34 protein-coding genes are annotated in these 24667 nt (G+C 38.7%); 16 read left to right on the plus strand and 18 right to left on the minus strand.

The features are described 5' to 3' along the window. Positions 1-127 precede the first annotated feature (127 nt). Complete coding sequence (locus tag PL9214_RS00735; RefSeq protein ID WP_072716944.1) at positions 128-853, minus strand: hypothetical protein; 726 nt, start codon at positions 851-853, stop codon at positions 128-130. A gap of 239 nt (positions 854-1092) precedes the next feature. Here PL9214_RS00735 and PL9214_RS00740 point away from each other — a divergent pair, with 239 nt between their 5' ends. Continuing rightward, positions 1093-1380, plus strand: coding sequence for a hypothetical protein (locus tag PL9214_RS00740; protein ID WP_072716945.1), 288 nt, complete (start codon positions 1093-1095; stop codon positions 1378-1380). Positions 1381-1569: 189 nt separating this feature from the next. Here the strand turns inward: PL9214_RS00740 and PL9214_RS00745 are convergent, their stop codons facing one another. Both PL9214_RS00745 and PL9214_RS00750 read right to left on the minus strand, forming a co-directional pair. Continuing rightward, a complete protein-coding gene (locus tag PL9214_RS00745; RefSeq protein WP_072716946.1) occupies positions 1570-2580 on the minus strand; it encodes a hypothetical protein in 1011 nt (336 codons plus the stop codon). Positions 2581-3084: 504 nt separating this feature from the next. Next, positions 3085-3453: a hypothetical protein gene (locus PL9214_RS00750; protein WP_072716947.1), complete on the minus strand. Its 369-nt coding sequence runs from the start codon at positions 3451-3453 to the stop codon at positions 3085-3087. Between the two features lie 256 nt (positions 3454-3709). Between PL9214_RS00750 and PL9214_RS00755 the strand changes: the two genes are divergently transcribed. Further along, positions 3710-4288 carry a class I SAM-dependent DNA methyltransferase gene (locus tag PL9214_RS00755; protein WP_139294919.1) on the plus strand — a complete coding sequence of 193 codons (579 nt, stop codon included), beginning with the start codon at positions 3710-3712 and terminating at the stop codon, positions 4286-4288. A gap of 122 nt (positions 4289-4410) precedes the next feature. Here PL9214_RS00755 and PL9214_RS00760 read toward each other — a convergent pair whose 3' ends face one another. From PL9214_RS00760 to PL9214_RS31925, 3 genes are all read right to left on the minus strand, one after another. Further along, positions 4411-4836, minus strand: coding sequence for a DUF6508 domain-containing protein (locus tag PL9214_RS00760; RefSeq protein WP_139294920.1), 426 nt, complete (start codon positions 4834-4836; stop codon positions 4411-4413). A 155-nt stretch (positions 4837-4991) separates the two neighbouring features. Continuing rightward, positions 4992-5294: a hypothetical protein gene (locus PL9214_RS00765; protein WP_072716950.1), complete on the minus strand. Its 303-nt coding sequence runs from the start codon at positions 5292-5294 to the stop codon at positions 4992-4994. Positions 5295-5340: 46 nt separating this feature from the next. Then, positions 5341-6105, minus strand: coding sequence for a spermidine synthase family protein (locus tag PL9214_RS31925; RefSeq protein ID WP_222425179.1), 765 nt, complete (start codon positions 6103-6105; stop codon positions 5341-5343). A gap of 22 nt (positions 6106-6127) precedes the next feature. On the opposite strand from PL9214_RS31925, the gene PL9214_RS00775 reads away from it, so the two are divergent. Then, a complete protein-coding gene (locus PL9214_RS00775; RefSeq protein ID WP_072716951.1) occupies positions 6128-6352 on the plus strand; it encodes a ParB N-terminal domain-containing protein in 225 nt (74 codons plus the stop codon). 31 nt (positions 6353-6383) lie between these two features. On the opposite strand, the gene PL9214_RS00780 is transcribed toward PL9214_RS00775, so the two are convergent. Both PL9214_RS00780 and PL9214_RS00785 read right to left on the minus strand, forming a co-directional pair. Then, a complete protein-coding gene (locus PL9214_RS00780; protein ID WP_083579839.1) occupies positions 6384-6629 on the minus strand; it encodes a hypothetical protein in 246 nt (81 codons plus the stop codon). Between the two features lie 11 nt (positions 6630-6640). Continuing rightward, a complete protein-coding gene (locus PL9214_RS00785) occupies positions 6641-7792 on the minus strand; it encodes a DUF8808 domain-containing protein (RefSeq protein ID WP_072716953.1) in 1152 nt (383 codons plus the stop codon). Between the two features lie 19 nt (positions 7793-7811). Here PL9214_RS00785 and PL9214_RS00790 point away from each other — a divergent pair, with 19 nt between their 5' ends. The 11 genes from PL9214_RS00790 to PL9214_RS00840 all read left to right on the plus strand — a co-directional run bounded on the left by PL9214_RS00790 (position 7812) and on the right by PL9214_RS00840 (position 14181). Beyond that, on the plus strand, positions 7812-8795 hold the full coding sequence (locus PL9214_RS00790) for an HNH endonuclease (protein ID WP_083579840.1): 984 nt from the start codon (positions 7812-7814) through the stop codon (positions 8793-8795). 58 nt (positions 8796-8853) lie between these two features. Next, positions 8854-9144: a hypothetical protein gene (locus PL9214_RS00795; protein WP_072716955.1), complete on the plus strand. Its 291-nt coding sequence runs from the start codon at positions 8854-8856 to the stop codon at positions 9142-9144. 281 nt (positions 9145-9425) lie between these two features. Beyond that, positions 9426-9878, plus strand: a complete 453-nt coding sequence (locus PL9214_RS00800; protein WP_072716956.1) for a hypothetical protein — start codon at positions 9426-9428, stop codon at positions 9876-9878. A 16-nt stretch (positions 9879-9894) separates the two neighbouring features. After that, positions 9895-10260, plus strand: a complete 366-nt coding sequence (locus tag PL9214_RS00805; RefSeq protein WP_139294922.1) for a hypothetical protein — start codon at positions 9895-9897, stop codon at positions 10258-10260. 154 nt (positions 10261-10414) lie between these two features. Then, the gene (locus PL9214_RS00810) at positions 10415-11137 is read left to right on the plus strand and encodes a hypothetical protein (protein ID WP_072716958.1); all 723 of its coding nucleotides are present in this window, start codon (positions 10415-10417) and stop codon (positions 11135-11137) included. 67 nt (positions 11138-11204) lie between these two features. Continuing rightward, complete coding sequence (locus tag PL9214_RS00815; protein WP_072716959.1) at positions 11205-11405, plus strand: hypothetical protein; 201 nt, start codon at positions 11205-11207, stop codon at positions 11403-11405. Positions 11406-11413: 8 nt separating this feature from the next. Further along, entirely contained in the window at positions 11414-11779 is a 366-nt protein-coding gene (locus PL9214_RS00820; protein ID WP_072716960.1) for a hypothetical protein, read from the plus strand. A 42-nt stretch (positions 11780-11821) separates the two neighbouring features. Beyond that, the gene (locus PL9214_RS00825; protein ID WP_072716961.1) at positions 11822-12349 is read left to right on the plus strand and encodes a hypothetical protein; all 528 of its coding nucleotides are present in this window, start codon (positions 11822-11824) and stop codon (positions 12347-12349) included. Between the two features lie 27 nt (positions 12350-12376). After that, complete coding sequence (locus PL9214_RS00830; RefSeq protein WP_072716962.1) at positions 12377-12808, plus strand: helix-turn-helix domain-containing protein; 432 nt, start codon at positions 12377-12379, stop codon at positions 12806-12808. Between the two features lie 19 nt (positions 12809-12827). After that, positions 12828-13301 carry a hypothetical protein gene (locus tag PL9214_RS00835; protein WP_072716963.1) on the plus strand — a complete coding sequence of 158 codons (474 nt, stop codon included), beginning with the start codon at positions 12828-12830 and terminating at the stop codon, positions 13299-13301. 370 nt (positions 13302-13671) lie between these two features. Beyond that, positions 13672-14181, plus strand: coding sequence for a hypothetical protein (locus PL9214_RS00840; RefSeq protein ID WP_072716964.1), 510 nt, complete (start codon positions 13672-13674; stop codon positions 14179-14181). 116 nt (positions 14182-14297) lie between these two features. On the opposite strand, the gene PL9214_RS32980 is transcribed toward PL9214_RS00840, so the two are convergent. From PL9214_RS32980 to PL9214_RS00855, 3 genes are all read right to left on the minus strand, one after another. Next, entirely contained in the window at positions 14298-14546 is a 249-nt protein-coding gene (locus PL9214_RS32980) for a hypothetical protein (RefSeq protein ID WP_367400326.1), read from the minus strand. A 173-nt stretch (positions 14547-14719) separates the two neighbouring features. After that, positions 14720-16105 carry a group II intron reverse transcriptase gene (locus tag PL9214_RS00850; protein ID WP_437126759.1) on the minus strand — a complete coding sequence of 462 codons (1386 nt, stop codon included), beginning with the start codon at positions 16103-16105 and terminating at the stop codon, positions 14720-14722. 655 nt (positions 16106-16760) lie between these two features. Beyond that, positions 16761-18650, minus strand: a complete 1890-nt coding sequence (locus PL9214_RS00855; protein WP_222425182.1) for an alpha-amylase family glycosyl hydrolase — start codon at positions 18648-18650, stop codon at positions 16761-16763. A 671-nt stretch (positions 18651-19321) separates the two neighbouring features. Here PL9214_RS00855 and psb34 point away from each other — a divergent pair. Continuing rightward, positions 19322-19489, plus strand: a complete 168-nt coding sequence (psb34, locus tag PL9214_RS30355) for a photosystem II assembly protein Psb34 (RefSeq protein WP_139294923.1) — start codon at positions 19322-19324, stop codon at positions 19487-19489. A gap of 304 nt (positions 19490-19793) precedes the next feature. Further along, positions 19794-20750 (plus strand): tyrosine-type recombinase/integrase, encoded by a 957-nt coding sequence (locus tag PL9214_RS00860; protein WP_072716965.1) that lies wholly within the window; start codon positions 19794-19796, stop codon positions 20748-20750. Between the two features lie 49 nt (positions 20751-20799). On the opposite strand, the gene PL9214_RS00865 is transcribed toward PL9214_RS00860, so the two are convergent. The 7 genes from PL9214_RS00865 to PL9214_RS00895 form a co-directional block, all read right to left on the minus strand. Continuing rightward, positions 20800-21402 carry a hypothetical protein gene (locus tag PL9214_RS00865; RefSeq protein ID WP_139294924.1) on the minus strand — a complete coding sequence of 201 codons (603 nt, stop codon included), beginning with the start codon at positions 21400-21402 and terminating at the stop codon, positions 20800-20802. Between the two features lie 76 nt (positions 21403-21478). After that, positions 21479-21886, minus strand: coding sequence for a DUF6876 family protein (locus PL9214_RS00870; RefSeq protein WP_072716967.1), 408 nt, complete (start codon positions 21884-21886; stop codon positions 21479-21481). A gap of 55 nt (positions 21887-21941) precedes the next feature. Then, the gene (locus PL9214_RS00875) at positions 21942-22223 is read right to left on the minus strand and encodes a hypothetical protein (RefSeq protein WP_072716968.1); all 282 of its coding nucleotides are present in this window, start codon (positions 22221-22223) and stop codon (positions 21942-21944) included. Positions 22224-22318: 95 nt separating this feature from the next. Beyond that, the gene (locus PL9214_RS00880) at positions 22319-22600 is read right to left on the minus strand and encodes a hypothetical protein (protein ID WP_072716969.1); all 282 of its coding nucleotides are present in this window, start codon (positions 22598-22600) and stop codon (positions 22319-22321) included. 47 nt (positions 22601-22647) lie between these two features. Further along, positions 22648-22872: a hypothetical protein gene (locus PL9214_RS00885; protein WP_072716970.1), complete on the minus strand. Its 225-nt coding sequence runs from the start codon at positions 22870-22872 to the stop codon at positions 22648-22650. Between the two features lie 68 nt (positions 22873-22940). Beyond that, a complete protein-coding gene (locus PL9214_RS00890; RefSeq protein WP_072716971.1) occupies positions 22941-23408 on the minus strand; it encodes an ASCH domain-containing protein in 468 nt (155 codons plus the stop codon). A gap of 325 nt (positions 23409-23733) precedes the next feature. Further along, positions 23734-24573 carry a hypothetical protein gene (locus PL9214_RS00895; protein WP_072716972.1) on the minus strand — a complete coding sequence of 280 codons (840 nt, stop codon included), beginning with the start codon at positions 24571-24573 and terminating at the stop codon, positions 23734-23736. Between the last annotated feature and the right edge of the window lie 94 nt (positions 24574-24667).

The following is a 24667-nucleotide window of genomic DNA, read 5'->3' on the forward strand; positions in this document are numbered from 1 at the left end:
AAAGCAGGCAAGCGGTTTTGACAACTTACGCCCTTTGCGGGTGAAAGAAAATAGGTATCGCTGAAATGCTTGAGAGATAAAGGTTTCAACCTTAGCGTACAATTTTCCCGTTTTGGCACGGTGATGCCTAATTAATAGAAGTTCTAATTTTTTTTAGAGCTAAACTTCCACCCAAAGCACCGAACATTAACAAGCTCAAAACCGAAGAAGATTCTGGAACAGAAGCTGTTTTACCAGGATTCACAAAGGTACGAAAATTTAGATCATTATCGTCATAAGAATCCCATTGAGTTAGCTCATTACTGAAAACTAGCTGTCCTCCAAGATATTCGTTACCCACTCTGCCGCTCCAAATACCTATTCCCTGTTGAGCGCCTGAAGGGGGAGCGCCAAAATAATTAACAATAATAGCGTATTGTTTGCCAATAACTTGAGGAATAGTTTGCGAAAAACTTATAAAATTGTTTAAAGAAGCACTACTTGAATTTAATATAGTTTCACCTAGAATATTACGGGTTGGTAATCCGGCTGATACTTCATGAATAGCTACACGCAATGGAAAATACTCGGTTATCTTACGCCCATTAAGATCATTAAAGCTATTTACATCAATATTAACTCCAGTCAGTGTACCTGTTAAGCCAGCCGTATATGTTTGACCAACGAAAATAAATCCTTCATTGATAAATGCACCTAAGTTAGTCGATCCAACAAATTCCTGATCGAGTACGGTTGTATCTAATAGAATGTTGTTCTCCGGTTGAGAAAGAGCAACTTTAACGGTTAAAAGAGAAACTGTTGAACTCAACAAAATTACTTCTAGTATTCGTTTTGAAAAGTTTAAAAAATTCATTGGTTTATTGTAGTTTAGAGATTTTATTCTGCCATCATTTATTGTTAATAAGTTATCACAAAATTAAATGAGGATAAGATAGCTATGGAACCTTCATCAACTCTTTACAAGCTGAATCTCTAATCTTCATACAAGTAGGGTTTATGTAAAGCTGCATCCACAAAAAGCTACATTTTGAAATAATAATAATAAAGAAACTAAGTTCTAGGGGACAATAGAAGAAGTATCTGAACTACACTATGCCCAGAATTAACGATTGTATTTCTTGTCGATACTACGCCTGGGACTCCTATCTCGTTTGTGCGCTGCATCCGGCTGGCCCCGATGGTAAAACTTGCAATGATTATCAATTCGATGCTGAACAGACGGGTAGGAAATTTATTGACTTTCTAGGACTGGGTGAACCTGCTGAAATTGATGGTGTGATTAACAATCCTTGGAGTGAAGAACCCACAGATAATTGGAGTCCGCCAGGGACAAAGTATATTAATGGGGAATTGGTATTGATTCGAGAATCTGAAGGTTAATTCAATTATTCACCCAATTCTTCTTCCAAAAATTTATGCGACAGTAGCTAAAATCTAATATGGCGAAAAATGAGTCATTTTACAAAACTTTACAAGGCTGCACCTGATGACACGAACCTTCAGCACCGGGGGATTTGAGTTTTTTGGGATGCGGTAAATTTGGAAACGGTTCTCACATCGGAACGGTTTTTAGGTGCTTGCTGAGTTATGCTGTTGCCATTTCCGACGAAGGGCTGGAGAAGCACCTAGAGCCCCAACAGCTACAAGACCTAAAACGAAGGATGGTTCGGGGATGTGGCACGGCTGGCAAACAGAGCATACATCAGCTTGAGCAGAGCTTAAGTTTCTTTGGTTTCCTGATTGTTGAGGGCTACAGTGTGTGACATCATATACTGGAGCTTGCATAAAAGTAACCACTTCAGGCCCCCCCGGAAGAGTTAAATCCTCTATTACTGTTGCTACTCCCAAAGTTCTGATTCTACCAAACTCATCTATCTGGTCATTTTTTACCCATCCATTGACAGAAAAAAGGGAGCCATTAGTCATTTTAAAACCAGGAGCATACGACATCGTAAATTTAGGGTTGTCAACATCCCCACTAAAATTCATAGTAAAGGGAGCAGTAGCAGGATTATCCCAACCAAAATTAATCCCTCCACCCGAACCTAAAATCTCAACCGAGAAGCCGAAGCTGTTAGTTTTATTCTCATCATCAATGATGTCAAATTTACCACTCCAGGGATGTATTTCATCTAGTACAAACCGAGCATTATCCTGTCTTGAAAACCGGAAGTCATAGGACGAATTGTATGGGTCGAACAGTTTACTAAGATCGTTTATTATTCCTGGCAAAAGAGATGCTTCACTACCTACATCTCCTGAATCTAAAATAAAGAAGCGCTCTGAAAAGTTGAATGCTGTAGGGGTAAGTGCATGATGATGCTGCCAGTTAGGTTCAGGAAGAGGATACGGATGCTGACGATCTACAGCGTGCTCAGACTGAATTCGCAACTCGGTTTCAATTTTATACTTACCCGTACTTACACCAGAAAAACCTGGAAGCATCTCTACTACATTCTTACCATGTTGCTGATCTGGGCCTGTTCTACCTGTGGTAAATGTTGCTGCTGATGTAACTGAAGTGGTAGTTAAAAAAAGTACCACTGTTATGGGTATAGCTTGATTTAGAGTTTTAGACATGACTTAACCTGTTTGCATGAAAGTCTTATAACTGAATACTCAAATTTAAATGTTATTCATCTTTTTTAATTAGATGAATTGTTAGTCTGGTCGCTTTCTTGTAAGTGATGATAACAGAAGCTCATCTAAATTATTCTCTTTTGCAGAACAGTTAGTCCTATAGAAGAAATATTCAATGAACTTAATGTTATCTGAGCCTAATGCCCACTGAAGAAGAATTTAGCTAAACTTTTAAAAACAATACTTTTTTTATGCACCTCTCTCTGCGCCTATATTATTGATTTATTTTTCTGAAAACAAGGGTGTTATGTAAAGTTCATTCATTTATTTATAAAGATTTAGTAAAGCTTATGAAAATTAGGACTAAATAGGTATAAATAAACAGAATGAGTATAAATTATCAAGAATTTGATTGTTTACATAAATTAATTTACAGCAATTAATTGTAATAATTGGCTCAATAACTAAAGAATTAATTCCTATAAAATCATTCACTCAATTCTTCTAACAGTTTTCATCAGGAACAAGCTGGTAAAGCCTGAGACTCGGATGCTGCGCTTCTAACTGCCATCTGACTCCTGCTTGAGTTGGTGATGGTGTCACTCCCAGTCTGTAAAGAAACATCGGTTCTTCCCTAAGAACAGCAGTTAAGGTCAAGTCTTGAATATTCTGATTGCCAACATCAAAGATCAAATGACCCCTGCCATGATAGCCTGCTTCTAAGAATCCTTCCGTGAGCCACTTAACGATATTATAGATTTCCTCCTCACTGAGTCCGCAGGAGTTTTGATAATAGGTTTCGATTTCGAGTTTGTTGGATTTGGGCTTCAATGTCGCTATCAGTCCCGATACCAGATTCTTTAATCCTTGCATCACATAACTGGAATAATGTTATTCATCTATTTTAACCTTGTAACCTGGCGTAAATCCAATGAGTCAAGTAGATTTTTAAATTCGATTTCCTGAAGAAAATGTTGATTTCAGTCGAGATCAAGAATACTTTTTTGTGATTCAAAATGGTGTAGAAACCAAATACATTTTACAAAACTATGTCCAGTTATATAGCCTTCCAAAATTGCACCAAGAAATTTCATTAAGGCTAAAAGTTCAATCCCCTCAGACAATTACGATGCAGTTAATCGCTCAGTTAATTAAATCAAAAACAGATATTGAATCTTTGGTGGTTTTAGATATTGCAGCCGGAAGTGGATTAGTTGGTAAACATCTTGCGAGTTTTGGTGTTAAATCAATTGTGGGAGTTGATATTATTCCAGAAGCTGCCCAAGCTGCTGAAAGGGAGTTTCCGGGTGTCTATGAAAAATATTATGTGGAAGATTTAACTAATATTTCTCCTACAGCAAAGCAAGAATTATCTAACCGAGGATTTAACTGTTTAGTTTGTTGTTCATCTCTAAGCTGTCATTTGCCCATACAAGTCTTTATCAATTCTTTCAATCTAATTTCTCAAGATGGATGGGTTGCTTTCAATGTTAGTACATATATCCTAGACAATCCCAATAATATAGATGCTTTTGAATCTAAAAAAGCTGTTAATTTCAGCCAACTCTATTATAAAATGGTTGAAGCAGGAATTTTAGAGATTAGCCATAAACATTATTATTTGCATCGGTATATGACGAATGGAAAAGCTGTTCATTATGTTAGTGTAGTAGCCAGAAAACGAGGCAATATACCCGAAAATTGGTAGGATTCGAGTTGATGGGATTTGGGTTTGAGAGAAACCATCATACCTAACAGAAGATTTTTCAGTCCTTGCATAGCATAACAACAATAACGCTATCCTTGGGAATAGCAAAACTTGATATTCTGCTATTGAGATGAGATCCCGTTATCATTTTTTACTGAAGCGTCATTAAGCTCGTCGTTACCTTTAGATGTCATTTCATCTAGCAGTGATGCTGCTCTTTGCAATATCGCTGTGAGTAAACCCGAATCAACTGCTCCTTCCAACGAACCCTCCCAAAAACGATCCTGTCGAATTAAGGTGGTTAGCAAGCAAGTTAAGTCATACTCTGATGCTTTCGCTAATGCAGTCGGCTCATCCCGTAATTTTTTAGCTTCATCAGTTTGCATCCACTGTCCCCAATTGATATTGCCGCTTACCCAGTTATTTGCATAGGCAGTATCTACGAACTGATTGAGACTAGACAAGCCTTTTCCCTCTTTAAATGCTGGTAAAAAAGTGGCGATCGCTGTTAATTTTTTCACTAATGACAATTCAGATTGACTATTCATAAATGGTATTAGAAAGAATTACCGATTGCTATAGCGTGCTTGCGGAAGTCCTGCTAAAAAACACTTGAATCTCTTACTTTTTTGGGAGTAAGCCCGGAGTTTATGGAACGCTCCCAAACCATTCCATGCGCCGAATAGCAAAACTTGATATTCTGCTATTGAGATGAGTTGTTATTGGGATCAGTGTTCCAGAACAGGTTTTCAATCAGTTGCAGATGTTCAGGAGTTGGGCGATACCCACAAGCTTGCTCCCAAGCATCAAGAAACGTTTGCCATTGCTCCGGTGTTTCTGGCTTTCGTTGAGCTAAAGTAATAAACAGAGTTTTGATTCGAGCTTCTGTTGGATCAAGTCCTTTCTTAACTAACTCTAATTCAAAGTTAGGATTAGCACTGTTTGTTAGAATATCAATGTATTCTGTATCTAAAAGATTAAGTTGTTCAAGCGGTGGATTATCCATGTTAAAATTAAATTAAAAGTTAACAATTTCTTGAATTTGTAGCTATTTAATTATATTCCATTGCTTGTGAAGTCGCTTGTAGACAATAACCAGGATAATTTGGATTTTGAGATTCAATTAAGGGAATTTCAATAGTTTTAATATACTCCTGATATTGTTTCAAAGTTGGGGGTGGTTCATAGCCTTCTTCAGACAGAAAACTAATAAAATCTAACTCTTGACCCCAAAGAGCAACTTGTTGAGATTGGACATGATTCTGTATTCGTTGACCATCAGAACGTAAATTCATATCCCCTAGTTTAGACCAGATATCCACGCTCAAAAAGTCCACAGGTTCATCCGGTTTCCAGTTCAGGGCATCGGCAATCACAATCTTTACCTTGTCCCATCCTGTCCAAGATTTCGGATTAGCAATCTGATAAAGCAGTTCCACTATTTCAGGGTCACGCTCCACAACCGTTACTTGCCTTACACTGTCTTTCTGGATAACGTTGTAGAGTAATAGCCCCATCCCTAAACCCATAATCACTGTATGACCACACGCTGCGATCGCATGATGGGCTTGGCTTTCTAATTCCATTGGTGTCAAACTCATCCAAACGGTTTCCCCTTTCCGAAGAACGTAGTTAGGACTGGCTGATTGCAAGAAAGTAAAATAACCTCGCATTAATATTCCGTCTTGACGTTCTAACACCCACTGACCATGCCGCCTTTCTTGATATTCAGGTATTTTTAGTAAAGGATAGGGAGAAATTTGAAGTTGTTGTAATTCTTCGGCTATTGCTATCAGTTCTCGTAACTTTTCTTCCATAGATTTAATTATAGAGGTATTAATGAAAATCGCAGTTCAAAGAATTGTTTATTTTTTCACAGGCACAAATTGGGAAGACCCTGATAAAACTGAAAAATACATCAATGCGCTCCAATCGGGTGACAAATTTCCGCCGATTTTAGTTGATGATAATGGAGATGGGACTTTTACTTGTTATGATGGTCATCATCGGCTCAAAGCTCACAAGGTTTTGAACATCCCTTATATTGATTGTCGATTTGAATAAACTTAGATTAATTACAAAAAAGCTGGATAATTTATTGAATAATATTACCATATTTATCTCGTTTAATTTCAACAATTTTAACATCAAAAGGTTCCCATTCCTGAACAGTAAATCCAAGTTCTGTTTCTTCAGGAAATCGAATCGCCATCTTTTCCCAAGCTTCTTCAATACCATGAGCTTTGATATAATATCCTTGCCGAGCAGAAATATCATTTTGTCCCAAGCAATTATGTTGATAAAGAGCGTTCCGCGTACACCGATAATCTTTGAGTTCCATAATTTTAAACGTTAAAAACGAGCTAAATTTCGAGAGGATGCAACAATTTCAATCAAGTTAACGACAGCCTTAGCCAGTGTTTTGGGAACCATAGCATCAGAAGTGGGAAAGCGAATTCTGATATCTTCTTGCAATGCGGTAGATAGCAAAGCAGAACTGCTATAGTGCTGATAAGCTAACTCGAAGTAAGGTTGAGCCGTTTGAAGGCGCATCAGAGAAGGCAGGCGATCGCGTTTCTTGTGAGAATTAAATTTAGGATCAGCAGGCAAAAGATTCCAGAGTTCATTAATGGGAATGACCGATACCGGAACCAAATGATCCAAATGATATTCTATGCCTGGAACAATGCGTTTTTCTGTCCAAGGGCAAATAAATTCTTTTCCTTCCATTAACAATAAATCTACTTGATTGCGTTCCCAAGTTAGGGGGCGGCGGTTATCAGGTCTATCGGTGAGGAGGGTATAAATCAACCCTCGCTCTGCCCGTTGCGGACTTTCTTGTTGGACTTTTTCACTAAACAAGCACCATTCGTGAATGCACAGCGCCTCGACCCATAATGACATTTCTTGAAAAGCTTGCCAAAGATTTGCTTCAACAATTAAACATTTATCTTCTAGTTGAGTTCCTGGTACAGCAATCACCGGATGATCAAGTAACTTAAGTTTGCAAGGTTTAGCAAAAACTTCCCAGTGTCCCAGTCCAGCATATTTAATCGGCATTTCTAAAGCTTTTTCAATAGATGCCACCGTCTCAGCATAAGCTTGGTGTAGGGATTGAGGATATTTGGTATATTTTCTAGGAACCCGCAACTCTCCAATTAGGAAAAATCCATCACTAGGACGAGATACACCTCCTAACACCTGCTCCCATTCCTGACGCAATGCCGTAAGCTGAGGGCGGAATGTCATGTCATTGCGGATTTCTCCCTTGAATAAACTGCGCTGTCCTTGAAAAATTGGTTGCTCGGATTGGACAAACGGCCAGTAATAAGCTATCCAAAACTGAGCCAGGAGTTTTAAGGGAATGGCAACGTCACGCTGATAGAGTTGTAAATCAGGAAAATTTAGCACAACATCATTAATCGCGCGTAACAACGCAATTTTGTAGCTGGTGATTTTGGCATCATGCTTGAGAATAGAACTAATAACATTTCTAGCTAACACTTGATAAATTATTCAACCTATGATTAAGGATATTAACTATTATTGTCTCAAGTTTTCGCCTCGCTCTCAGTTTAATAAAATTGGTTTAAATGTCAGCTTATCTGCGGGGTTTGCTCCTAATAAACCTGTGTTACTGTTATCGATTATTGAATTAATTGGGCGTGGGCAAATTCAATATAATCAAATTGAAGTTTCTCCTGAACTGATTGCAACGTTTCTTAAACTATGGCAAACCCTAGATATTCATCGTCGTGCAGATATGGGTTTACCATTCTTTCACCTGCGAAGTGATGGTTTCTGGCATTTCAAAGCTAAACCAGGATTTGAATTTATAGAATCTTCTCAGTCTAAAATTAAAGTCAGGAATATTACGTCACTCCGTCAAGCTGTTGATTATGCCTACCTAGATTCTGAACTGTTTACGCTGCTATTAAATCCTACTTCAAGAATTGAATTAACGGCGGTTCTGCTGAATTCTTGGTTTCCGAGTCAAACTGAGCAGTTAGAACAATCCCTAGAGTTTAATGCCTTTGAAGAATTGCAAAATCGGTTATTGCGGGAGGGAGGTCAAGTTTATCAGCCTGATGAAGTTGAGAGAGAAGATCAGGAAACTGCTATCGTGCGAGATGGAGCCTTTCGCCGCATTGTGACTTCAGTTTATGGCTATCGTTGTGCCTTCTGTGGTTTGCAGATTCTCAATCACCAGGAAAATATCGTTGATGGCTCTCATATCAAACCGTTCTCTAAATTCTATGATGACCGCATCAATAACGGCATTTCCCTCTGTAAAAACCACCATTGGGCGTTTGATCGCTTTTGGTTTACCATTAATGATGACTACACCATTGAAGTTGCCCAAACTCTTCATGAAGATGCTCCCCACACAACACCCATGAAGGAATTCCAAGGTCAACAAATCTGGCTACCCAATCGCGAAGAGTACCACCCTCGACCGGATGCTCTGTACTGGCATCGTCAAACATTTTGGGAACGAGTCAGTTAACGGTTGTATTTACTTCGTAAACGAAGTATGATAGAAGTAGAGATTATATAATTCTCGAATGCTGAAACAGCAAATTATAGAGTTCGCTGAAAAGTGGGGCTATATCTTGGTCTACCCCGAATACTCCCCTAAAGCTCAAACTAACCTCTGGACTGTTAAAGTCCCGACCACTCAATTCAAAAGTAAACCTAGCTTTACGAGAACTCGCAAAATTCTGGAGGATGAAAACTTAGAGCAATTGTTAGAGCAAATAAAGCAGTATTTTTCAAGTCATAAAAAACCGATTAAAGTTCTACTGCGAGAAACTAAGTTAAGCTTGGAAAATCAAGAACTGTTTACTATTAGTTAAAGTGTAATATGGAAATAAAACCCACTATTTTAAAGAAAAAATCTGGAGAAAATGTGGAATTTTATCTTGTTGGAAAAGAGTTTTTTTACTTGAATCAGTTAGTTTAATTGGTGCTTTTAGAGAGGCATTATTGATTGAGCCTGACTTAGATAAAACTAGCTGGATCGACGAAAAAAACAAAACTGTTCCAGTTTTATTCAAAATATAAGTTAAAATACAGAAATCCGATGGCTTACGTTAACTTTTGTTTTTTCTAATTATTCAATTTAGGGGTTAATACAATGAATCCAGAACACCAAAAAGTTCAAAATATCACATCTTTACTTCGAGTTGCCCGTGATTTACTTAACACTATTGAACCAGGTTCTTTAACGAAATTTGAATCTAACAACTTTATCGAACCTGCACTAACGGATTTGATTAAAACGTTTTCTTATATCAGAAACGGAGTAGATCTAGCTGAGGTGTCCTTAGATCCTGGAGAGCTAGAAAAAGTAAAGATTACTAGACGGTATTTTGAAGCTTTTCTACAAGAGGAAGATTTTAAGGGGGTGAAAGACAGTGTTTATGTTCGAGAAAAAGCAACATATATTGCTCTTGAAATTGGTAAAGCTAAGGCGGATCAAACGTTCATGAATATAGTTGATGACGAACTTGAAACATGGTATTTATATGATGAACTGTTAAGCGATTGGCTAGATTATGAAGCAAACAAATATCCAGTTCGGTACTAATTATAAGGAGAAGAACATGAATAAGGATGAATTACTTTACGGCTCTGGTTTAACCGAATTAACAGAAGAGTTTTTATCAAGTGTTGGTTATCCTCGTCATCATAAAAGCTGGAGTGAGTGGGAAGTATTAGCTAGAGAATATGGATTGACAGATGAATTAATTATTGAATTAGAGAAATTCCTTGAACAGAATCAACAGCTTACGGTTCCGATAAGATTTAATGGTCAACAATGGTGGCTAACCAAGCAAGAAATAAAGCACGTTAATCTTATAAAGAAATACTTCCCTAAAACCTGGGAATCTCACGTTGCTGAAATCATGAATAAATTAAGTTTAGGGGACATAGATAAAGATCATAAGTTAAACAGTAGGATGAAATAAGCAAGCAGATTCTCGAACAAGAGCAATCTAAGAACATTAATTCAACTCAAGTCGCAAAAACCGATTAAGGTTTTGCTGCGAGCAACCCAGTTAAGTTTAGAAAGTCATGAAATGTTTACTCTTTAGTAAAAATTAAAAATAAGAGAATTTTACTATGCCAGATAAAATTTTAAGCGAAATTATTGAAAATGTTTTGGCTCTCCTCAGAATTGCTCGTAATGAGTTAACCTCATCAAATTGGAAAGAATCTGACTTTGCAAACGCTCAAGACAGAAAAAATATCCAAAAAATCAAAACAGCAAGTAATATATTCCTTCAGGAACTCCGTTACATAGAAGAGTCTATTTATGCGCGGTACTACAAGAAAGTTTGTAACGCCAGATCCAAAGGAAATATTGATTTTAATTTGATAGAAGAGATGTCCTGGTTAGACTTGTATAAAGCAGTCTATGAAGAGAATAAAATACTTCAGAGAGAAAACGACCAACTCAAAAAAGAATTAAGGCAGTTAAAAGGGGAAGAACCGATTAGTCATCCTGTAGATGAGTTGTTAAAGGCTAAGACTCCAAACATAAGAATGCCATCAGCTAGACGGTATGAGCAATTGTGCCTCATCTATGATGAACTAGCCAGATATGGCGTTAAAATTCTGTCTGCCGAGCAATCTATAATAACGTACTTTCCTTTAGAAAAGAACGGAGATCATTCAGCCGCATTGTACCTTTATGACCAAGAACGGAAGATGGGGTACAAATCGGGTTGGGTGATTGAGCCATTAGATCCAGAGCAAAAGGAATTAACAGGAGAATGGGAAGGTTATACACTTGCACGGATAACGGGCATGATTAAATGGTCTCGCGAATTTAGTATTTTGTAATTACTCAATAACTCTCAAGTTATGCCAAATACAGAACGAATAAAAACCATTTATATTAGGAACTTCAATGACTTACATTATTGCCAAATCAGACAAACTAAAAACAGTATCCGGTGGTTGGGCTGTTGCCAGTAATCCTCACATTGCGATTTTTCCTGATTATGAAACTGCTAGAGAATATCACGATGGCGGAATGGAAACTATTTTTGAAGCTAAAGTTTTTAGTTTAGATAGTAAACCTGCCAATACATTTACCAGTGAATTCTAGTCAAAACCATGCTCAAACTTCAATCTCAGAGCCTTCATGTTCAACTCACCCACTGTTTAAATACTATTAGTCATCTGTCCAAACCCCTTGTACAGCAGCGCCCTGTTCCCGCCGAATTAGCCGCCGAGATTGGGAAACTGCAACTGCTACTCCAAAGCACACATGACCAAGCAACTCAGCTACCTACATCTCCAAAAAAATCAACTCTGATTAAATCTTTGTTGGAGCTTCCCATTGAACAAGCGATCGCACAAATTAATTCAATGGCAGCTTACTCCTCCTGTATGGAGACAGCTTTGTTTCATGATTTGATGGATATTCGCAATCTTCTAATTTCGGCTAAGAGAATGATTATAGAGTTTATCTCAATTTAGTACCCTTTGAAAATCATTATTAAAGAGTGAGGAATAAACGCAATGAGTACCAATGAAACAATGAGTTTCCCTGAAATAGCAAGCACTTATGAAATCCTTCGATGGTGTAACCAAGTTCTACAAGGACAGTTTCGTAAATATGGGTCAGTTATAAATCAGGTGGCAGTCTTTTGCGTTCGTGACGCCAATTCATTAGAAGAAGCTAAGGAGCGTTTTAAAGAAATTAATTTAGCCGTTGCTCGTATTTTATCAACTGGAGTACAAAAACATAGAATAGAGGATCTCGATGGAGATACGCCTGAAATCTTAGAGTATGCTGAAGAGTTAAATAACCACATAAATATTAGAGAAATCTGGATGAAATTAAAGATTTTGGCAGTGGAAAAATCAATTATTGCAATTAATCAAGAAACTGGAGAGGAAAAGACTGGAAAAATTATTAAAATTGATTCTACAATCAAGGTTGATTTTGGAAATGAAATTCAGTCATTTGCAATAAATAGTTGGAAAGAATATGGAAGTAAATCTGGACAAAAATCTGACTATTTTAGAATTAAAGAAGTATTTTAATCTAGTGAAAAATATGATTAGTCAATTATGGAGATTAAACACGAACTGTCTTTAACTGAAGAAGAACTTAAAATTGTCAAGCTTGGTTTACTGGGAAAGTTAAACAAAAATTCTCCCTATTGGAACAAAGCTCAAAGACTTGCTGATTCTATCCCGATTGAAGTTAAAACTCAAGAAGCTCCCAAAGCAGGTATTACAGAAACAATACTTTTAGCCATTGAGGCGCTAGAAACTGCAACATCTCAAGAAATCGTTGAACATCTGGGGTTAGATTATCCAAACTCTGTTTCTGCCTTGTGTTCTAAACTTTATCGTAACGGTAAGCTCGAACGATTCAAAACAGAAATTGACCCCTATGATCGCCAAACTCAAGGAGTTAGACCGATACACCGTTATAAATTAGCTAAGAAAACAATTTACGAACTGAAGGAAAAAAAACAATCTGGCAAACTCAGTTAATTTGGCATATTAAGGAATCATGTACTACGGTTATCGCTGTTACGATGAATTTGGCAATCCCTTGGGGTGGCTGTATACCCTGAAGGAAGATCATCAAATTGTATGGACGGAAAACCAAGAATGTCTCCATTGGTGTAAACGCTGGAAAACTGAACAAGGCGCAAAAAAACATCATCAATATTATAATCAGCTTTGGCAATCTCTATTTTTAGGAGGATATCTACAAGTGGAACCCATACCTGTACCGGATGAACAACCTTTAACTTCCCCACGCCAAAGTCAAGAAAAATGGGATGCTAATAATTCTGATATCATTAAAGAATCTAAAGCAAAATATGATAGTAATAATCCTATCTGGTCTGTACGCTTTAAAGCAGAACATCAAGATATTTTAGATTGGCTCAATGAAGAACGTTATGATGATGAAACTAATCAAGATTTGCTGATTCGGAAACTTAGAAAGCTGATGAAGATGGAAAATCAAGGTTATTAGTAAGTTGTAATATTTCATTATATTTTACGGGTAATAACATGGATAAAATCAAAATAATTTACGTTTGTCAATTTGGTGGTTGGTGGAGTTTCCCCCCTCAGAACTGGATATCGAACTGCAAATATGGTAAACTTAATAAATGATTGCAGAAGGCAGAGGTGTAAATCCTCAGTAAACGGTTGGCATCGCCGGAAGTACCACACATAGTTTAATAAGTTAACAGAACGTCTGCAATCACACCCGGCGTAGAAATAGCGAATATGAAGGGTAAGCTATTACAATAAAACCTTTACATCCCACTCTATTTAATATTCTGTGTTTACCAATTTAAGTTAAGGATACAATAGTTTTTAAATTAGGAAATCAAGCAATGACAGATTCAGCACTGTTAACGCTCAGAACAATGTTGCAAGAACGAGCCGATTTAATGAAAACGATTCATAGTAAAAATGAACACTGGAAATATAAAGGATTTGAAGAACTGGTGTTAAACTGTGGGAGAGAAATGGAAGCCATACCGTTACCTAAAAAGATAAAACTGGGTATCCCGAAGCAATGTTATTTTAATTGTATTGAACTGATTCAAAAACATCAAGATTTAACCTATGTAGAAGGCTATGCTTTAGATGCTGATATTTCTTTCCCTGTTGCCCATTCTTGGTTAATGAATCCTCAAGGAAAAGCGATTGACCCCACTTGGAAGTCTGCCGGACTTTGCTACATTGGTGTTCCCTTCTCAACTCAGTGGGTATTGGATTTTCTGGAAGCTCGGAAACAACGGGGCAGGGATGATTATTTGAGTTTATTTGAAAGCAATTATCTTGAGGAATTTTCGTTTTTGAAGGAGGGAGTTCCGCAGTTTGATAAGTCTGGGGTATAATTTTAAGTCAATCTTTATACAGAAATTCACCTTATACATTCATAGCCAATATTATCTAAACTGTCTTTATATTCAGACCCCTCCTCCCACCAAATCGTTAGTGTTCGGCAAAAGTTTTAGGTTGATAGCTGCTGAATGTTCATTCGTCGGATTAATCCATCTTCAAGCGTGTAAAGATGCTGAACAATCTGATCTACAATCAAATTTCCTTGCAAATCATGCACCACTTGATGAACATCGACTACGATGCACCCGTTGTCATCTAATTGAAATCTTTGTGGCTCAACATGAGGAGCAATGGAATTCCACTGCCGAGTCCAGTAATCTCGTACAGCTTTATGCCCGTAAACATACCCGCCATCCATACCATTTGCCCACTCTACATCGGGATGCAAGACTGCAAGAACGGCATCAATATCTGGATGCCTAAGCCAGGAAGTCACCCCCCTGACTCGGCTACAAAACCGTGCATGAAACGTTAATTTCACACGGCTCCTCAATGATTTGGTGCTTGTCACGCACACCTCTAAATTCAGAGTTAAAAGGGATTACAGTTGAGATAATCCTCATCTATCTCTTGAACTGAAACAGCAATTTTATCAGAGGAAGCTGTTTTAGCATCATGGCAATGTCCATGAAGTAATTGAAGGTTGTCGTAACTATCCTTACCACCTTTTGAACGGGGGATTTTATGGTCGATTTCCATCAAATCTTCATGATTGAAAAACAGCCCACAATGAGTACACTTTCCTTTCTGCATCTTCAAGAGTGTTGCCATTCTTTTTGAAGCTTCAGGATGTTTACCCATTCTCGAACTCCAGTATACCCAGTCACCATCAAACGGGCTACGGCTTCCTTGCACCTGTATGTGTCTCACAATGCGAGTTTCACGGTGCTTGAGTAAGCGAATTTTCTGGTTATGGGGTTTAAATACCCAATTATCAGACCCTACGGTTTGCCAATACTTTTGACAACTCCATCGGGAAGATTTATTAGGGTGACGATGTTCTGCCCATGCTTTTAGCTGACTGAATAATGTTGTATCAGCCTGGTTAAATATGCGTTTGCTGACGACACCTGAGTAGTAGTTTGTCCATCCACGGATGACGGGATTCAAATGAGCGATTAAATCAGATTGTGGTACTGACTTATGCCCATCAATCAATTTACCTATCTTCTGCGTGTGTGTCTTCAGCTTTGCTTTACTTGGGGTAATTAGAGTTTTGTAACCCAGTAATTTTCCGCTTGAGCTTTTACCACTGTGATATTTTCCAACAGGAAATTGTCGAACAGTGAAACCCAGAAAATCAAAACCCACCTTACCTTCATACATATTAAGTGTATGAGATATTCGGGTTTTACTTGGTTTCAATTCCAGTCCCAATTCGCTTAACCATTCACTAATAATCTGCTGACATCTTTGGATAACGGCAAGGTCTTTATGCAGAATGACGAAATCATCTGCAAATCGAATTAAACTTATTGCTGTATAGTTCGCCGCTAGAGAGCCGGGTAGACTTAAAGCAACTTGTTTAATTCTATTCTCCATACCGTGAAGGGCTATATTCGCTAATAACGGCGAAATCGTACCCCCTTGTGGAACACCCATTGATGTTGTTGTGTTGTCAGATTTCTCCCTCACAGCATATTCCGAGAAATCAATCACTCCCGCTTTTAACCATGCACAAATTTGTCGGCGGATGGTGGGGAATGTATTTAATTTTGACAGCAGAACATTATGATCAATTTTGTCAAAACATTTTGCAATATCGGCATCCAACACATATTTAGGTTTCAGCTTAATAGTGTTGAATATTGCCTTAATCGCATCATGGGCGCTTCTTCCTGGTCGGAAACCGAAGGAGTTTGGCTCGAAGCGAGCTTCCCATTCAGGTTCCAGAGCTAGTTTTACTAGCGATTGCAAGGCGCGGTCGTATAGAGTGGGTATAGAAAGGGGTCGTTTTCTTAACCGCAGCCACAAAAACTCGACAACCTCTCAAACTAGCTCAAGTTTAGTAACGAAACTCGGTAATTCAATCTAAGTCAACATACCCTATTGAGTAACGAGTATATTAACTCGTGTACTGGGGTTGAAAGGATGCTGATAGGCTATGCCCGAATTTCAACAGACGACCAAAATCTCAACCTGCAAAAGGGCGTAAATAGAAGGTTCGTGTCATCAGGTGCAGCCTGTGGCTATAACACTTGATATATATGGATTCTAGCCTCTTAATAACTTTCCTCTCTTAGCTTCCTTTTTGCCCCTGATTCATAATTTTTTTAAATATATCTTTTTTAAAACGTTTGGAGAGTATTCCGAGAAAATATCTTTGCCGAAAAGGGATGTTGGATAGTGAGAGATAGCATGGGTCAAGTCCTCATTTAGAAATTAACGTTTTTATAGGGTGTCTAGTGTTCACTGTACAGTTAACTAGACACCCGTTAGATTAGCGATTAGCTATAATACGCGCACAAAGGACACGATATAAAATTTTATTACAAATAATCGCTGCAACATTTACGCAGAAGGTTTTTTAGTGGCTAGTTTGTGGTTCATTACACGCTCGCTATTTATAAGCCTATTGCGATAAAATGAGGGCACTGTAGCGACCAATGCCTACATTTCCTCGGTAAGGCATATGGTCGGGGTCTCCTGCATCCGTTGGATAAGCTTCGGTGTGATAGCCTGGATGGTTTTCAAAATCAGGACTGTAACCGTTCCAGTCACTGTTAAAGCGTACCCACCACATTCCGTCTTGAGGAAAGCCAATGCTGTAGCTATCGTAAGCTTGATTGCTCAGATTAACAACCACAATGACATCATCTCCAGAACCACCATTTTCCCATCGGTGAAAAGCGATAACTTTGTTTTGGTCGTTAACATGATGAACGTGGACGTGCTGTCCGCGCAAACCTCGCGTATTGTTGTACCAGTTGCGTCTCAGATGAATCAGGTCTTTATACAAGTTATAAATACCTGGATATTTAGAAAGATTATTCCAATCCAGTGGCACATTATCTTTCCAAGCACCTTGTTCCAGGAATTCTTGACCTTGGAAAATCATTGGAATGCCGGGTGAAGTTAAGGTTAAAACAGCACCTAAAATAGAGCGTTTTCTGGCATAGAAGCTATCGGGTTGATTTTCATCAATGCTATTGGGTAAACGCTTTTTGTGATTAATCTCAGCAACTTCATCATGGTTTTCGCTATAGATGACTCGCTTTAAGGCATCTGTCTCGAAGCGATGCAGAATTGCATTTTGTACATTAACGATGTTACGAGAACTGTCCACCGGATTGACGAGAGCATCGTGAATAGGCCAGTAGAATGAACTCCCCCACTGAGAGTTAAACCCTGCGCCTCCTGCGCCCGTATCTTTAGTGATCCAGTCGTTGTTCTGCAAATCTTCAGCAATGGTGATTTTCCAGGGCTGCTTGTTATTTTTATCGTAGTTTATCCACTGCATTAACCCCCATCCTTCGGCAATATCGTTGCTGGGGTCGTTATTATTTCCTTTGGCGTTTCTAATGTTTACAGTGGAATCAAATCGCAAGCCATCCAGTTGATACTCTTCTAGCCACATTAAGGCATTATCTCGAATAAAGTGGCGTACCTCATCTCGACCAAAATCAGGGCGGGGGCCAAAAGACGTATTAGCACGCCAATCATTATAGAAGTAGATACCACCATAGTCTCCTTCATGCCAGCCATCAAAGAGCCAAAGACTTGGAAATTCTTGATCGTAAATACCCGAATCAAAATGGTTGTAGACCACATCTAAGATGATAGCAATGCCTCTATCGTGAGCCGCCATCACAAATTTTTTGAAGTCTTCGGGGGAACCATAGCTACTTTCAATATCAAAAGGTAGATTGGGGTTATATCCCAGAGATGTTTGAGTTGGAAAGTCAACAATTGGTAGGATTTCTATGGCATTGATTCCCAGATCTTTGAGGTAATCTAGTTTTTCAATGATGCTAGTAAAAGTCCCTAGCTGCTGAGTAGAATTTACAGAACTTCCATTAAAAGAACTGACGTGCAGTTCATAAATCACCAATTCATTCCAGGCTGGCATGGTGAAATGATGGTCACCCCAATCAAAGGGAGCTTTGATTTCCACTTTGCCTACATCAGGATCGTTTCTGTTATCGCGAGGATCGATGACGTGCTTGCCGTAGGGGTCTGCACGATGGAAAATTCCATTATTATGCAGTACATAGCGGTAGTAATCACCAGGTTTAGCGCCGGGAACATCTGCCGACCAATATCCATTACCTTCAGATGCTAGAGGTGTTGCTTCCTGAGACCAATTGTTAAAATCTCCTTCTACATAAACCAGCGATGCAAATTTTGCCCAAACTCTGAAGGTAGTTCCTCCATCATAAACAATAGCTCCCATTCCATTTCGGGTAGATGGTCGGTGAGAAGATGAAGTAATAACGTCTGGTTGAGTAATTGCAGTAACCATGATTGACTATGCTGAACAGTTCGCTTTCTCGAAAATAACTTGTAAAAGTTTCTCTGTCAAATAACTCTTGGTTATCTCTTTTAAATTTTATTGGTATGAAGTGCAAAGTAGCCATTAAACCCCCTACTGTATAAGGCTTTGGCGGTTTATCTTGCACAAAATTACACGAATCTCGGCTCAATGCCGTGGAGCTATGCCAATACAGCATAGAAAACGGAAACTTCTAAAGGTTACAAATAATTTAACTGATGATGCTAAAAATATGTTGCCATTTTGGCAGGTTTCGGCGTTTGAGTAGCAATCGTACACAAACTTACGCGCTTGGCTAAAACCCAATTACAGCATAGGTTTTAGAAGTTAACTTTTCTTAACAAATCTCTCAATCCGTTTTGTACCAATTCAACTAAGGTTTAACTGGTACAGTGAGTGAAAGCCAAATCCTTAACGGCACTTTCTGCACCGTTGCTACTCAAACGCCGGGAACGGGAAGATTTAGTAATTGATTTAATTGAACGTTTGGGTAGGGTTATTTAAGGAAAAACGATCCCTATGGGACTTTACTGAAAATTTCCCGGTGATTAACATCACTTTAAGTGTTGAGTCAAGTCACTGTTACAATCTTTAACATTACGTTACATTTATTTACATAAGCCCAGCAAAGGAAAACCACCATGTACACCACCAACGAAAACGGAATCCTCAATAATTACGCTACCGAACCCAAACTTTATTTTGCTGAGTACCCCTCACCCGAACAGCAAAGTCGCTATGCACTTCAAGGTGCGGCTGCTGTCCTCCTGGTCACTTCCTTGCTCATGATTGCTTTTGCTGCCTCTTAAACAACCATCAGTTATTGTCAACCTTAAAATCACAACTGCCTCATCAGGGGCGGTTTTTCCGTTTCTAAGGCAAATATCGAGGCTTCTCCTTATTTATATTGATCAACTGCTTTGTTCATTTTTTCAGGGTTTGGGAATTTATCAATTGACCTAACTCGTTACATTTGTTCACAATTCCCCTGGGACTTTCTCTACAGCCGAGTCTTTCCTTGACCCAATAGCGTAACGAATAGCATAACGAATAGCATAACGAATAGCAAAACAGGATAGCATAACGAATAGCAGGAATAGCAAATAAATCAATATGTCTGGACTCGTTGTTCACGGAAATAAGACTTTCCATCTGCTTTCAGAAGATATTGACATTTTGACAGAATTACTGGCCAATAAACGCAGTATCGAAACCCGTCAAGCTTACGCTAAGGATTTACGAGATTTCTTTAATGTCATTGCCCGTAGTGACCCGACACCGGAGTTAGTGGGAGAATTTTTGGCTTTAGAACAGTTTGATGCCTTGGCCCTGGTTCTCAGATACCGTCAACACCTAATTAACAAGGGACTGAAAGAATCCACCGTTAACCGTCGCCTTGCTGCCATTAAATCCTTAGTTAACTATGCCCGCACCATTGGCCGTTGTAACTTTACTCTGGCTGATATCAAAAACGAGAAAGTTCGCCGCTACACCGACACTTCTGGTATTCCCACCGACCAAATGAAAACGCTTCTGGAACTTTGCGATCGCACGACCCTCAAGGGCAAACGCGATTATGCTATTTTCCGCTTGTTGTGGTCAAATGCCCTGCGACGGGGTGAAATTTCCCGTACCAATATTAGTGATTTGGATGTTGAGAATTCTTGTCTCTGGATTCGGGGCAAGGGACAAACTGATAAGGAAAAGATTGAGTTAGGTTTGGCTACCCTAGAAGCAATTCAAGATTGGCTAACGGCTAGGGGACGGGTGAGGAAAAACTCTCCTTTATTCTGTACCCTCGATTACTGCACCAAAGGACACCGCCTGGGGGGATGTGGAATTTATCATCTAGTGCGGGAGTTCTCCAAAAAAGCCGGGATTTCTAAACCGATGTCACCCCACCGTGTCCGCCATAGTTCCATCACTGCTGCCCTCGATGCTACCCATGGGGATGTCCGCCGTGTCCAGAAACTAAGCCGCCACCAGGATGTGAATATCTTGATGGCCTATGACGATAACCGCAAGAATGCTCAGGGAGAAATTACGAATTTATTAGATGATTTGGTGTAAGGGGCGAGGGGCGAGGGGCGAGTTTGAGCTTAACCTTGTGTAAATAATTTCAGGAGGTTGTGAATAGTTTTTTGAAGAATATTTGGTAACTGACGATGAGAATGAATAAGAAAAATCCTACCATTAATAATATAGAAATTATCAAAATCATCCAATTATAGGGGCTTGATAAAGATTCAAATATAGTGATCATTAATGAAATAATAGCTACTAAGGAAAATAAAACCTGATAAATAATAGTTTGAAACCTGAGTTCTTTATCTTGATCAAAAGCTATAGAAGAATTTAAAATCTTCTTGAAAGATTGGCTTTGGTCTGGGTTACAATATTGATTGATTTTATATTCTGATTTAACAATACTGTGCTGAGACTTTATCTGCCGTTCAGTATCTAACCAGTAGGAATAGCCAATAATGATGCAAAGAAAAGGAATAATATACAATGAAAGGATAGTCAAAGCTTCATTAGATTTACCTCGCATACTTGCCAGAAAAGTTAGCAATAACCCAATTGAAGAAAATCCAAAAGTTAGAACAGTATGACGTGACTGTATTGCATTCAACCTTTCAGCATGAGCCGCTTTATATTCTTCCAAGAGGATCGGGATTAAGTCCATAGAGTTAAGCATTCCCTGAATTGATAATATAAACATTATCTTAAAATTACAGCTTAAATCGTAACGATTACGGAAACACCACCATTTTCAGATGATGTCTCCATAACTCAACTTAATATTCAGAAGGCAGCATTAACACACCACCACTAACATAAAGTTTGACTTCAATCAGGGGAAATTTCGTGTACTCAATCTGTTGAATGACAGCAGGTTTTAGACCTTCTTTTGGTGTATCCGGCCAGCACGTTAGCACCGCTTGATAGTTATCTTCAGGCAGAAGAAATGGATAATCTCGTTCTCCTTCTCCAGCAACAGATAGCACCCAAACTTGGAACTCAGCTAGGTATTCATCCCGCTTCAGTTGATGTTGATAAGAAGCAATGGCATCAATTAACCAATACGCTTCAGCTTGTTCTGCTAAATACTGAATACCATCGGTGTAAAGCAATCCGGTAAAGTGGCGATACCAAGTTTCAGTTCCTGTGAATTGAGAGAGATCTGATAAAGTGATAGTGTTCATAATTTTAACCTAAAAAACTCTCTCCCAAAAGCGGTAGCCCATTTAATTATTGTTGCTAAATTTCGTCTTCTTCAGGAGATAAAGAAGGTAAAATTGGAGTAGCAGAAGGCGGATATGGTAATTGAATTGTTTCAGCAGTTGTGTCATTGACAACAACTTTTAAGAAATAAGCTTCTGCATCGTTACAATAAAATTCAGGATGTTGTTCTTCTCCAGAAACTAAGGCAGATAATAAAGTGTAAATTAGAGCGATCGCACCTTCTTTATTACAAATTATTTGTGCCGCATCTCTGGCTTGAGTTTGAGGGTACAGATGTAGAATAGGTTCAGTTTCCATTGTTAAAATTGAGGGGAAGCGTTTCAATTCTCAACCAAGTTAAAACTCGATTGTTAGGGTTAAATTTCTGGGGGAGCGACCCCCCAACAACGCAATTACTGTTGAACTTTTGCAGACTGAATCATGCGCTGAATCGTAGGATGGCTAAACTGCTGATTCAGGTTTTCTGCTGCCTTGAATAAACCTTGATAAGCTTGTTCGACAGTTTGCTGAATTTGTTGATAACAAGCGGCATTACGATTCACAGAGGTTGCACTAGATTCTTGAAAATGGCTATAAGAATCATTGAGAAGTTTTTGCATTTCTTGACATTTCTCCAAGGCTTGTAACATCTGATTCATTGCCATGTTCATTTCAGCTAAAGCTTTCTCGTTCATTGGTTTTTCTCCTAGAAAAGAACTAAAATTATTAAGCGGTAGCCTTATTAAGAATTGTGAGTTTGTTGCAGTTGCGTAATCAATGATTCTAAAATGGATAAATGACACGGTTGGAATCGAATCACAAATCCATTGCCACCATTCGGAACACCAGGACAAACCAAATGTGTTGTACCGTCTTCTGAACTGCTAACTACATAAAGCCAAGTTTCTTGAGTCAGTGAATACGTTGTATCCGTCCAAGTTGTGAGTTTGGATTCTGTGTTTGACATGGAGTTAATTCCTAATAGAACCAACCCCAAGAAGCGGTAGCGATTTAAGGGACGATTTTACCTTAGCTCTAATTTTTCTGTTGCCCTTTCATGCCCAATTGCTGACTAATTTGCTGTTGAATCTCATCAGAAACATCCCATAATCCAGGTAGACCCCGAACAGGAATCGGTTGTTGTAAAGGTTTAATATCGGTGAATTCCCAAGCAAATCGTCCGGGTTCCCAATAACCGCACACCTGCTCAAGATGTGATTGTTTATTAATCAGTTCCCTCGTCATCAAATGAATATCTTTCAATCTGGCAATGGCAATAATTTTACCGAAGGTTGAATTGAAATAAGGTTCATTAAAATCGATTGAATCGTTTCTCAGTTCCCAAAGAATATCATAATAATCTTCTAAGGGACTCAGAGGTTCTTTTCCGGCATGAATGGCTATTAATCCTCGATACATCCGTTGCCAATCACGGGTTTCAAACTGTTTCTTTTTCCAGACTAAGAGACTAGCCCAAGGTTGATGAATGGTTAAGCCTTTCATTGGTTTAATAGTGGGAGCGACCCACCCTGACGCTATTTAATAACTATTCTGATTGGGGAGACTTGTATGTTACCAGAAATCAATCGTGATCCTGATACGTCCATCTCTACTTAACCTCATTCATTAGAAAACCAACATAATCAAGCGGTAGCCAAAAGTTCTAAATTTATTTCTAATTCGGTTATCATTAGATTACCCTCATCTACATCATCCACTCCATCCACTCCATCCCGTAGCGATTTAATCACCGGATTAATCCCTACGGGATAACAATTTTTGCTATCTGTTACGCTATTTGTTATTCTTGCTATTCTTGCTATTCTTGCTATCCGCTATTCTTGTGACGGGAGTTGCGTTGTTTTTGAAGGGGGACAAGTTTAGGAGAGGGATCATTCGCTGTTTCTGAAGTAGATTTTTGTTGAGATTCTAAGCGAGTAATGGTTTCGTTAGCGTCTTTAAGTTGACTTTGCAAAGTAGAGAGTTGAGATTCTAAAACCTGCTTTTCACCAACGGCTGAATTCAGTTTAACTAATAAATCATTCCGTTCTTGATGCAGTGAATCCAACTGTTGACGGAATTGTTCGGAATCTGCTAACTGTTGTTTATTGAGATTGATATAGGCTTCTTTAAGCTCTGACCGTTGCCGTTCATATTCAGACTTGTAGAAATTTAACTCAAGCTGCAACCGAGGAAAATCTTTGAGTTGTTGTTGAAGTAAATCATTGTCTGAAGTTAAGACTTTCATTCGTTCTCCACTCACAGACGTATCGGCTTTTTGGTAAGCTAGTCGATAGGAAGCGATCGCCATTTGTCGAGTTGCCATCAAATATTCTTCGGGAATATCCAACTCATCTAACAATCCATCATCCGTTGCATCCAAAATCACTGAAACAATATCTTTTTCTCCTCTTCCAGCTTTCAACAAGAGCAGATGATCGTTTCTCCACTCTCGGAGCAGACCGCAGACGGTATCGGAACTTCCCCCAATCCCATAGATGAATTTGAGAGCCGCCTGAACCGAACGGATCACTACACCAATTCTATTCTTCTGGAGCACAGCGCAAGCGGTATCGACCATCTCACGGGTGACGGCACTGTACTGCTTTTCTTCTATCTGAAATCCTGATAAATCCAAGCTCTGAAACGTTGTTGGTAACTTCGCCATTGTTGTCTTGATTTACTCTTCATATCTTTAATTATACTCCTGAATCTTCCATTGTTGTAAAATTTAACCGAGAGTTTGGGCAGAAAAAGAAAGG

The organism is Planktothrix tepida PCC 9214 (assembly GCF_900009145.1).
Classification (GTDB): domain Bacteria; phylum Cyanobacteriota; class Cyanobacteriia; order Cyanobacteriales; family Microcoleaceae; genus Planktothrix; species Planktothrix tepida.

Excerpts from the sequence above, each read along its gene's own strand:
- PL9214_RS00735 (WP_072716944.1), bottom strand. The coding sequence starts at position 853 with ATGAATTTTTTAAACTTTTCAAAACGAATACTAGAAGTAATTTTGTTG.
- PL9214_RS00740 (WP_072716945.1), top strand. The coding sequence starts at position 1,093 with ATGCCCAGAATTAACGATTGTATTTCTTGTCGATACTACGCCTGGGAC.
- PL9214_RS00745 (WP_072716946.1), bottom strand. The coding sequence starts at position 2,580 with ATGTCTAAAACTCTAAATCAAGCTATACCCATAACAGTGGTACTTTTT.
- PL9214_RS00750 (WP_072716947.1), bottom strand. The coding sequence starts at position 3,453 with ATGCAAGGATTAAAGAATCTGGTATCGGGACTGATAGCGACATTGAAG.
- PL9214_RS00755 (WP_139294919.1), top strand. The coding sequence starts at position 3,710 with ATGCAGTTAATCGCTCAGTTAATTAAATCAAAAACAGATATTGAATCT.
- PL9214_RS00760 (WP_139294920.1), bottom strand. The coding sequence starts at position 4,836 with ATGAATAGTCAATCTGAATTGTCATTAGTGAAAAAATTAACAGCGATC.
- PL9214_RS00765 (WP_072716950.1), bottom strand. The coding sequence starts at position 5,294 with ATGGATAATCCACCGCTTGAACAACTTAATCTTTTAGATACAGAATAC.
- PL9214_RS31925 (WP_222425179.1), bottom strand. The coding sequence starts at position 6,105 with ATGGAAGAAAAGTTACGAGAACTGATAGCAATAGCCGAAGAATTACAA.
- PL9214_RS00775 (WP_072716951.1), top strand. The coding sequence starts at position 6,128 with ATGAAAATCGCAGTTCAAAGAATTGTTTATTTTTTCACAGGCACAAAT.
- PL9214_RS00780 (WP_083579839.1), bottom strand. The coding sequence starts at position 6,629 with ATGGAACTCAAAGATTATCGGTGTACGCGGAACGCTCTTTATCAACAT.
- PL9214_RS00790 (WP_083579840.1), top strand. The coding sequence starts at position 7,812 with ATGATTAAGGATATTAACTATTATTGTCTCAAGTTTTCGCCTCGCTCT.
- PL9214_RS00795 (WP_072716955.1), top strand. The coding sequence starts at position 8,854 with ATGCTGAAACAGCAAATTATAGAGTTCGCTGAAAAGTGGGGCTATATC.
- PL9214_RS00800 (WP_072716956.1), top strand. The coding sequence starts at position 9,426 with ATGAATCCAGAACACCAAAAAGTTCAAAATATCACATCTTTACTTCGA.
- PL9214_RS00805 (WP_139294922.1), top strand. The coding sequence starts at position 9,895 with ATGAATAAGGATGAATTACTTTACGGCTCTGGTTTAACCGAATTAACA.
- PL9214_RS00810 (WP_072716958.1), top strand. The coding sequence starts at position 10,415 with ATGCCAGATAAAATTTTAAGCGAAATTATTGAAAATGTTTTGGCTCTC.
- PL9214_RS00815 (WP_072716959.1), top strand. The coding sequence starts at position 11,205 with ATGACTTACATTATTGCCAAATCAGACAAACTAAAAACAGTATCCGGT.
- PL9214_RS00820 (WP_072716960.1), top strand. The coding sequence starts at position 11,414 with ATGCTCAAACTTCAATCTCAGAGCCTTCATGTTCAACTCACCCACTGT.
- PL9214_RS00825 (WP_072716961.1), top strand. The coding sequence starts at position 11,822 with ATGAGTACCAATGAAACAATGAGTTTCCCTGAAATAGCAAGCACTTAT.
- PL9214_RS00830 (WP_072716962.1), top strand. The coding sequence starts at position 12,377 with ATGGAGATTAAACACGAACTGTCTTTAACTGAAGAAGAACTTAAAATT.
- PL9214_RS00835 (WP_072716963.1), top strand. The coding sequence starts at position 12,828 with ATGTACTACGGTTATCGCTGTTACGATGAATTTGGCAATCCCTTGGGG.
- PL9214_RS00840 (WP_072716964.1), top strand. The coding sequence starts at position 13,672 with ATGACAGATTCAGCACTGTTAACGCTCAGAACAATGTTGCAAGAACGA.
- PL9214_RS32980 (WP_367400326.1), bottom strand. The coding sequence starts at position 14,546 with ATGGATGGCGGGTATGTTTACGGGCATAAAGCTGTACGAGATTACTGG.
- PL9214_RS00855 (WP_222425182.1), bottom strand. The coding sequence starts at position 18,650 with ATGGTTACTGCAATTACTCAACCAGACGTTATTACTTCATCTTCTCAC.
- psb34 (WP_139294923.1), top strand. The coding sequence starts at position 19,322 with ATGTACACCACCAACGAAAACGGAATCCTCAATAATTACGCTACCGAA.
- PL9214_RS00860 (WP_072716965.1), top strand. The coding sequence starts at position 19,794 with ATGTCTGGACTCGTTGTTCACGGAAATAAGACTTTCCATCTGCTTTCA.
- PL9214_RS00865 (WP_139294924.1), bottom strand. The coding sequence starts at position 21,402 with ATGTTTATATTATCAATTCAGGGAATGCTTAACTCTATGGACTTAATC.
- PL9214_RS00870 (WP_072716967.1), bottom strand. The coding sequence starts at position 21,886 with ATGAACACTATCACTTTATCAGATCTCTCTCAATTCACAGGAACTGAA.
- PL9214_RS00875 (WP_072716968.1), bottom strand. The coding sequence starts at position 22,223 with ATGGAAACTGAACCTATTCTACATCTGTACCCTCAAACTCAAGCCAGA.
- PL9214_RS00880 (WP_072716969.1), bottom strand. The coding sequence starts at position 22,600 with ATGAACGAGAAAGCTTTAGCTGAAATGAACATGGCAATGAATCAGATG.
- PL9214_RS00885 (WP_072716970.1), bottom strand. The coding sequence starts at position 22,872 with ATGTCAAACACAGAATCCAAACTCACAACTTGGACGGATACAACGTAT.
- PL9214_RS00890 (WP_072716971.1), bottom strand. The coding sequence starts at position 23,408 with ATGAAAGGCTTAACCATTCATCAACCTTGGGCTAGTCTCTTAGTCTGG.
- PL9214_RS00895 (WP_072716972.1), bottom strand. The coding sequence starts at position 24,573 with ATGGCGAAGTTACCAACAACGTTTCAGAGCTTGGATTTATCAGGATTT.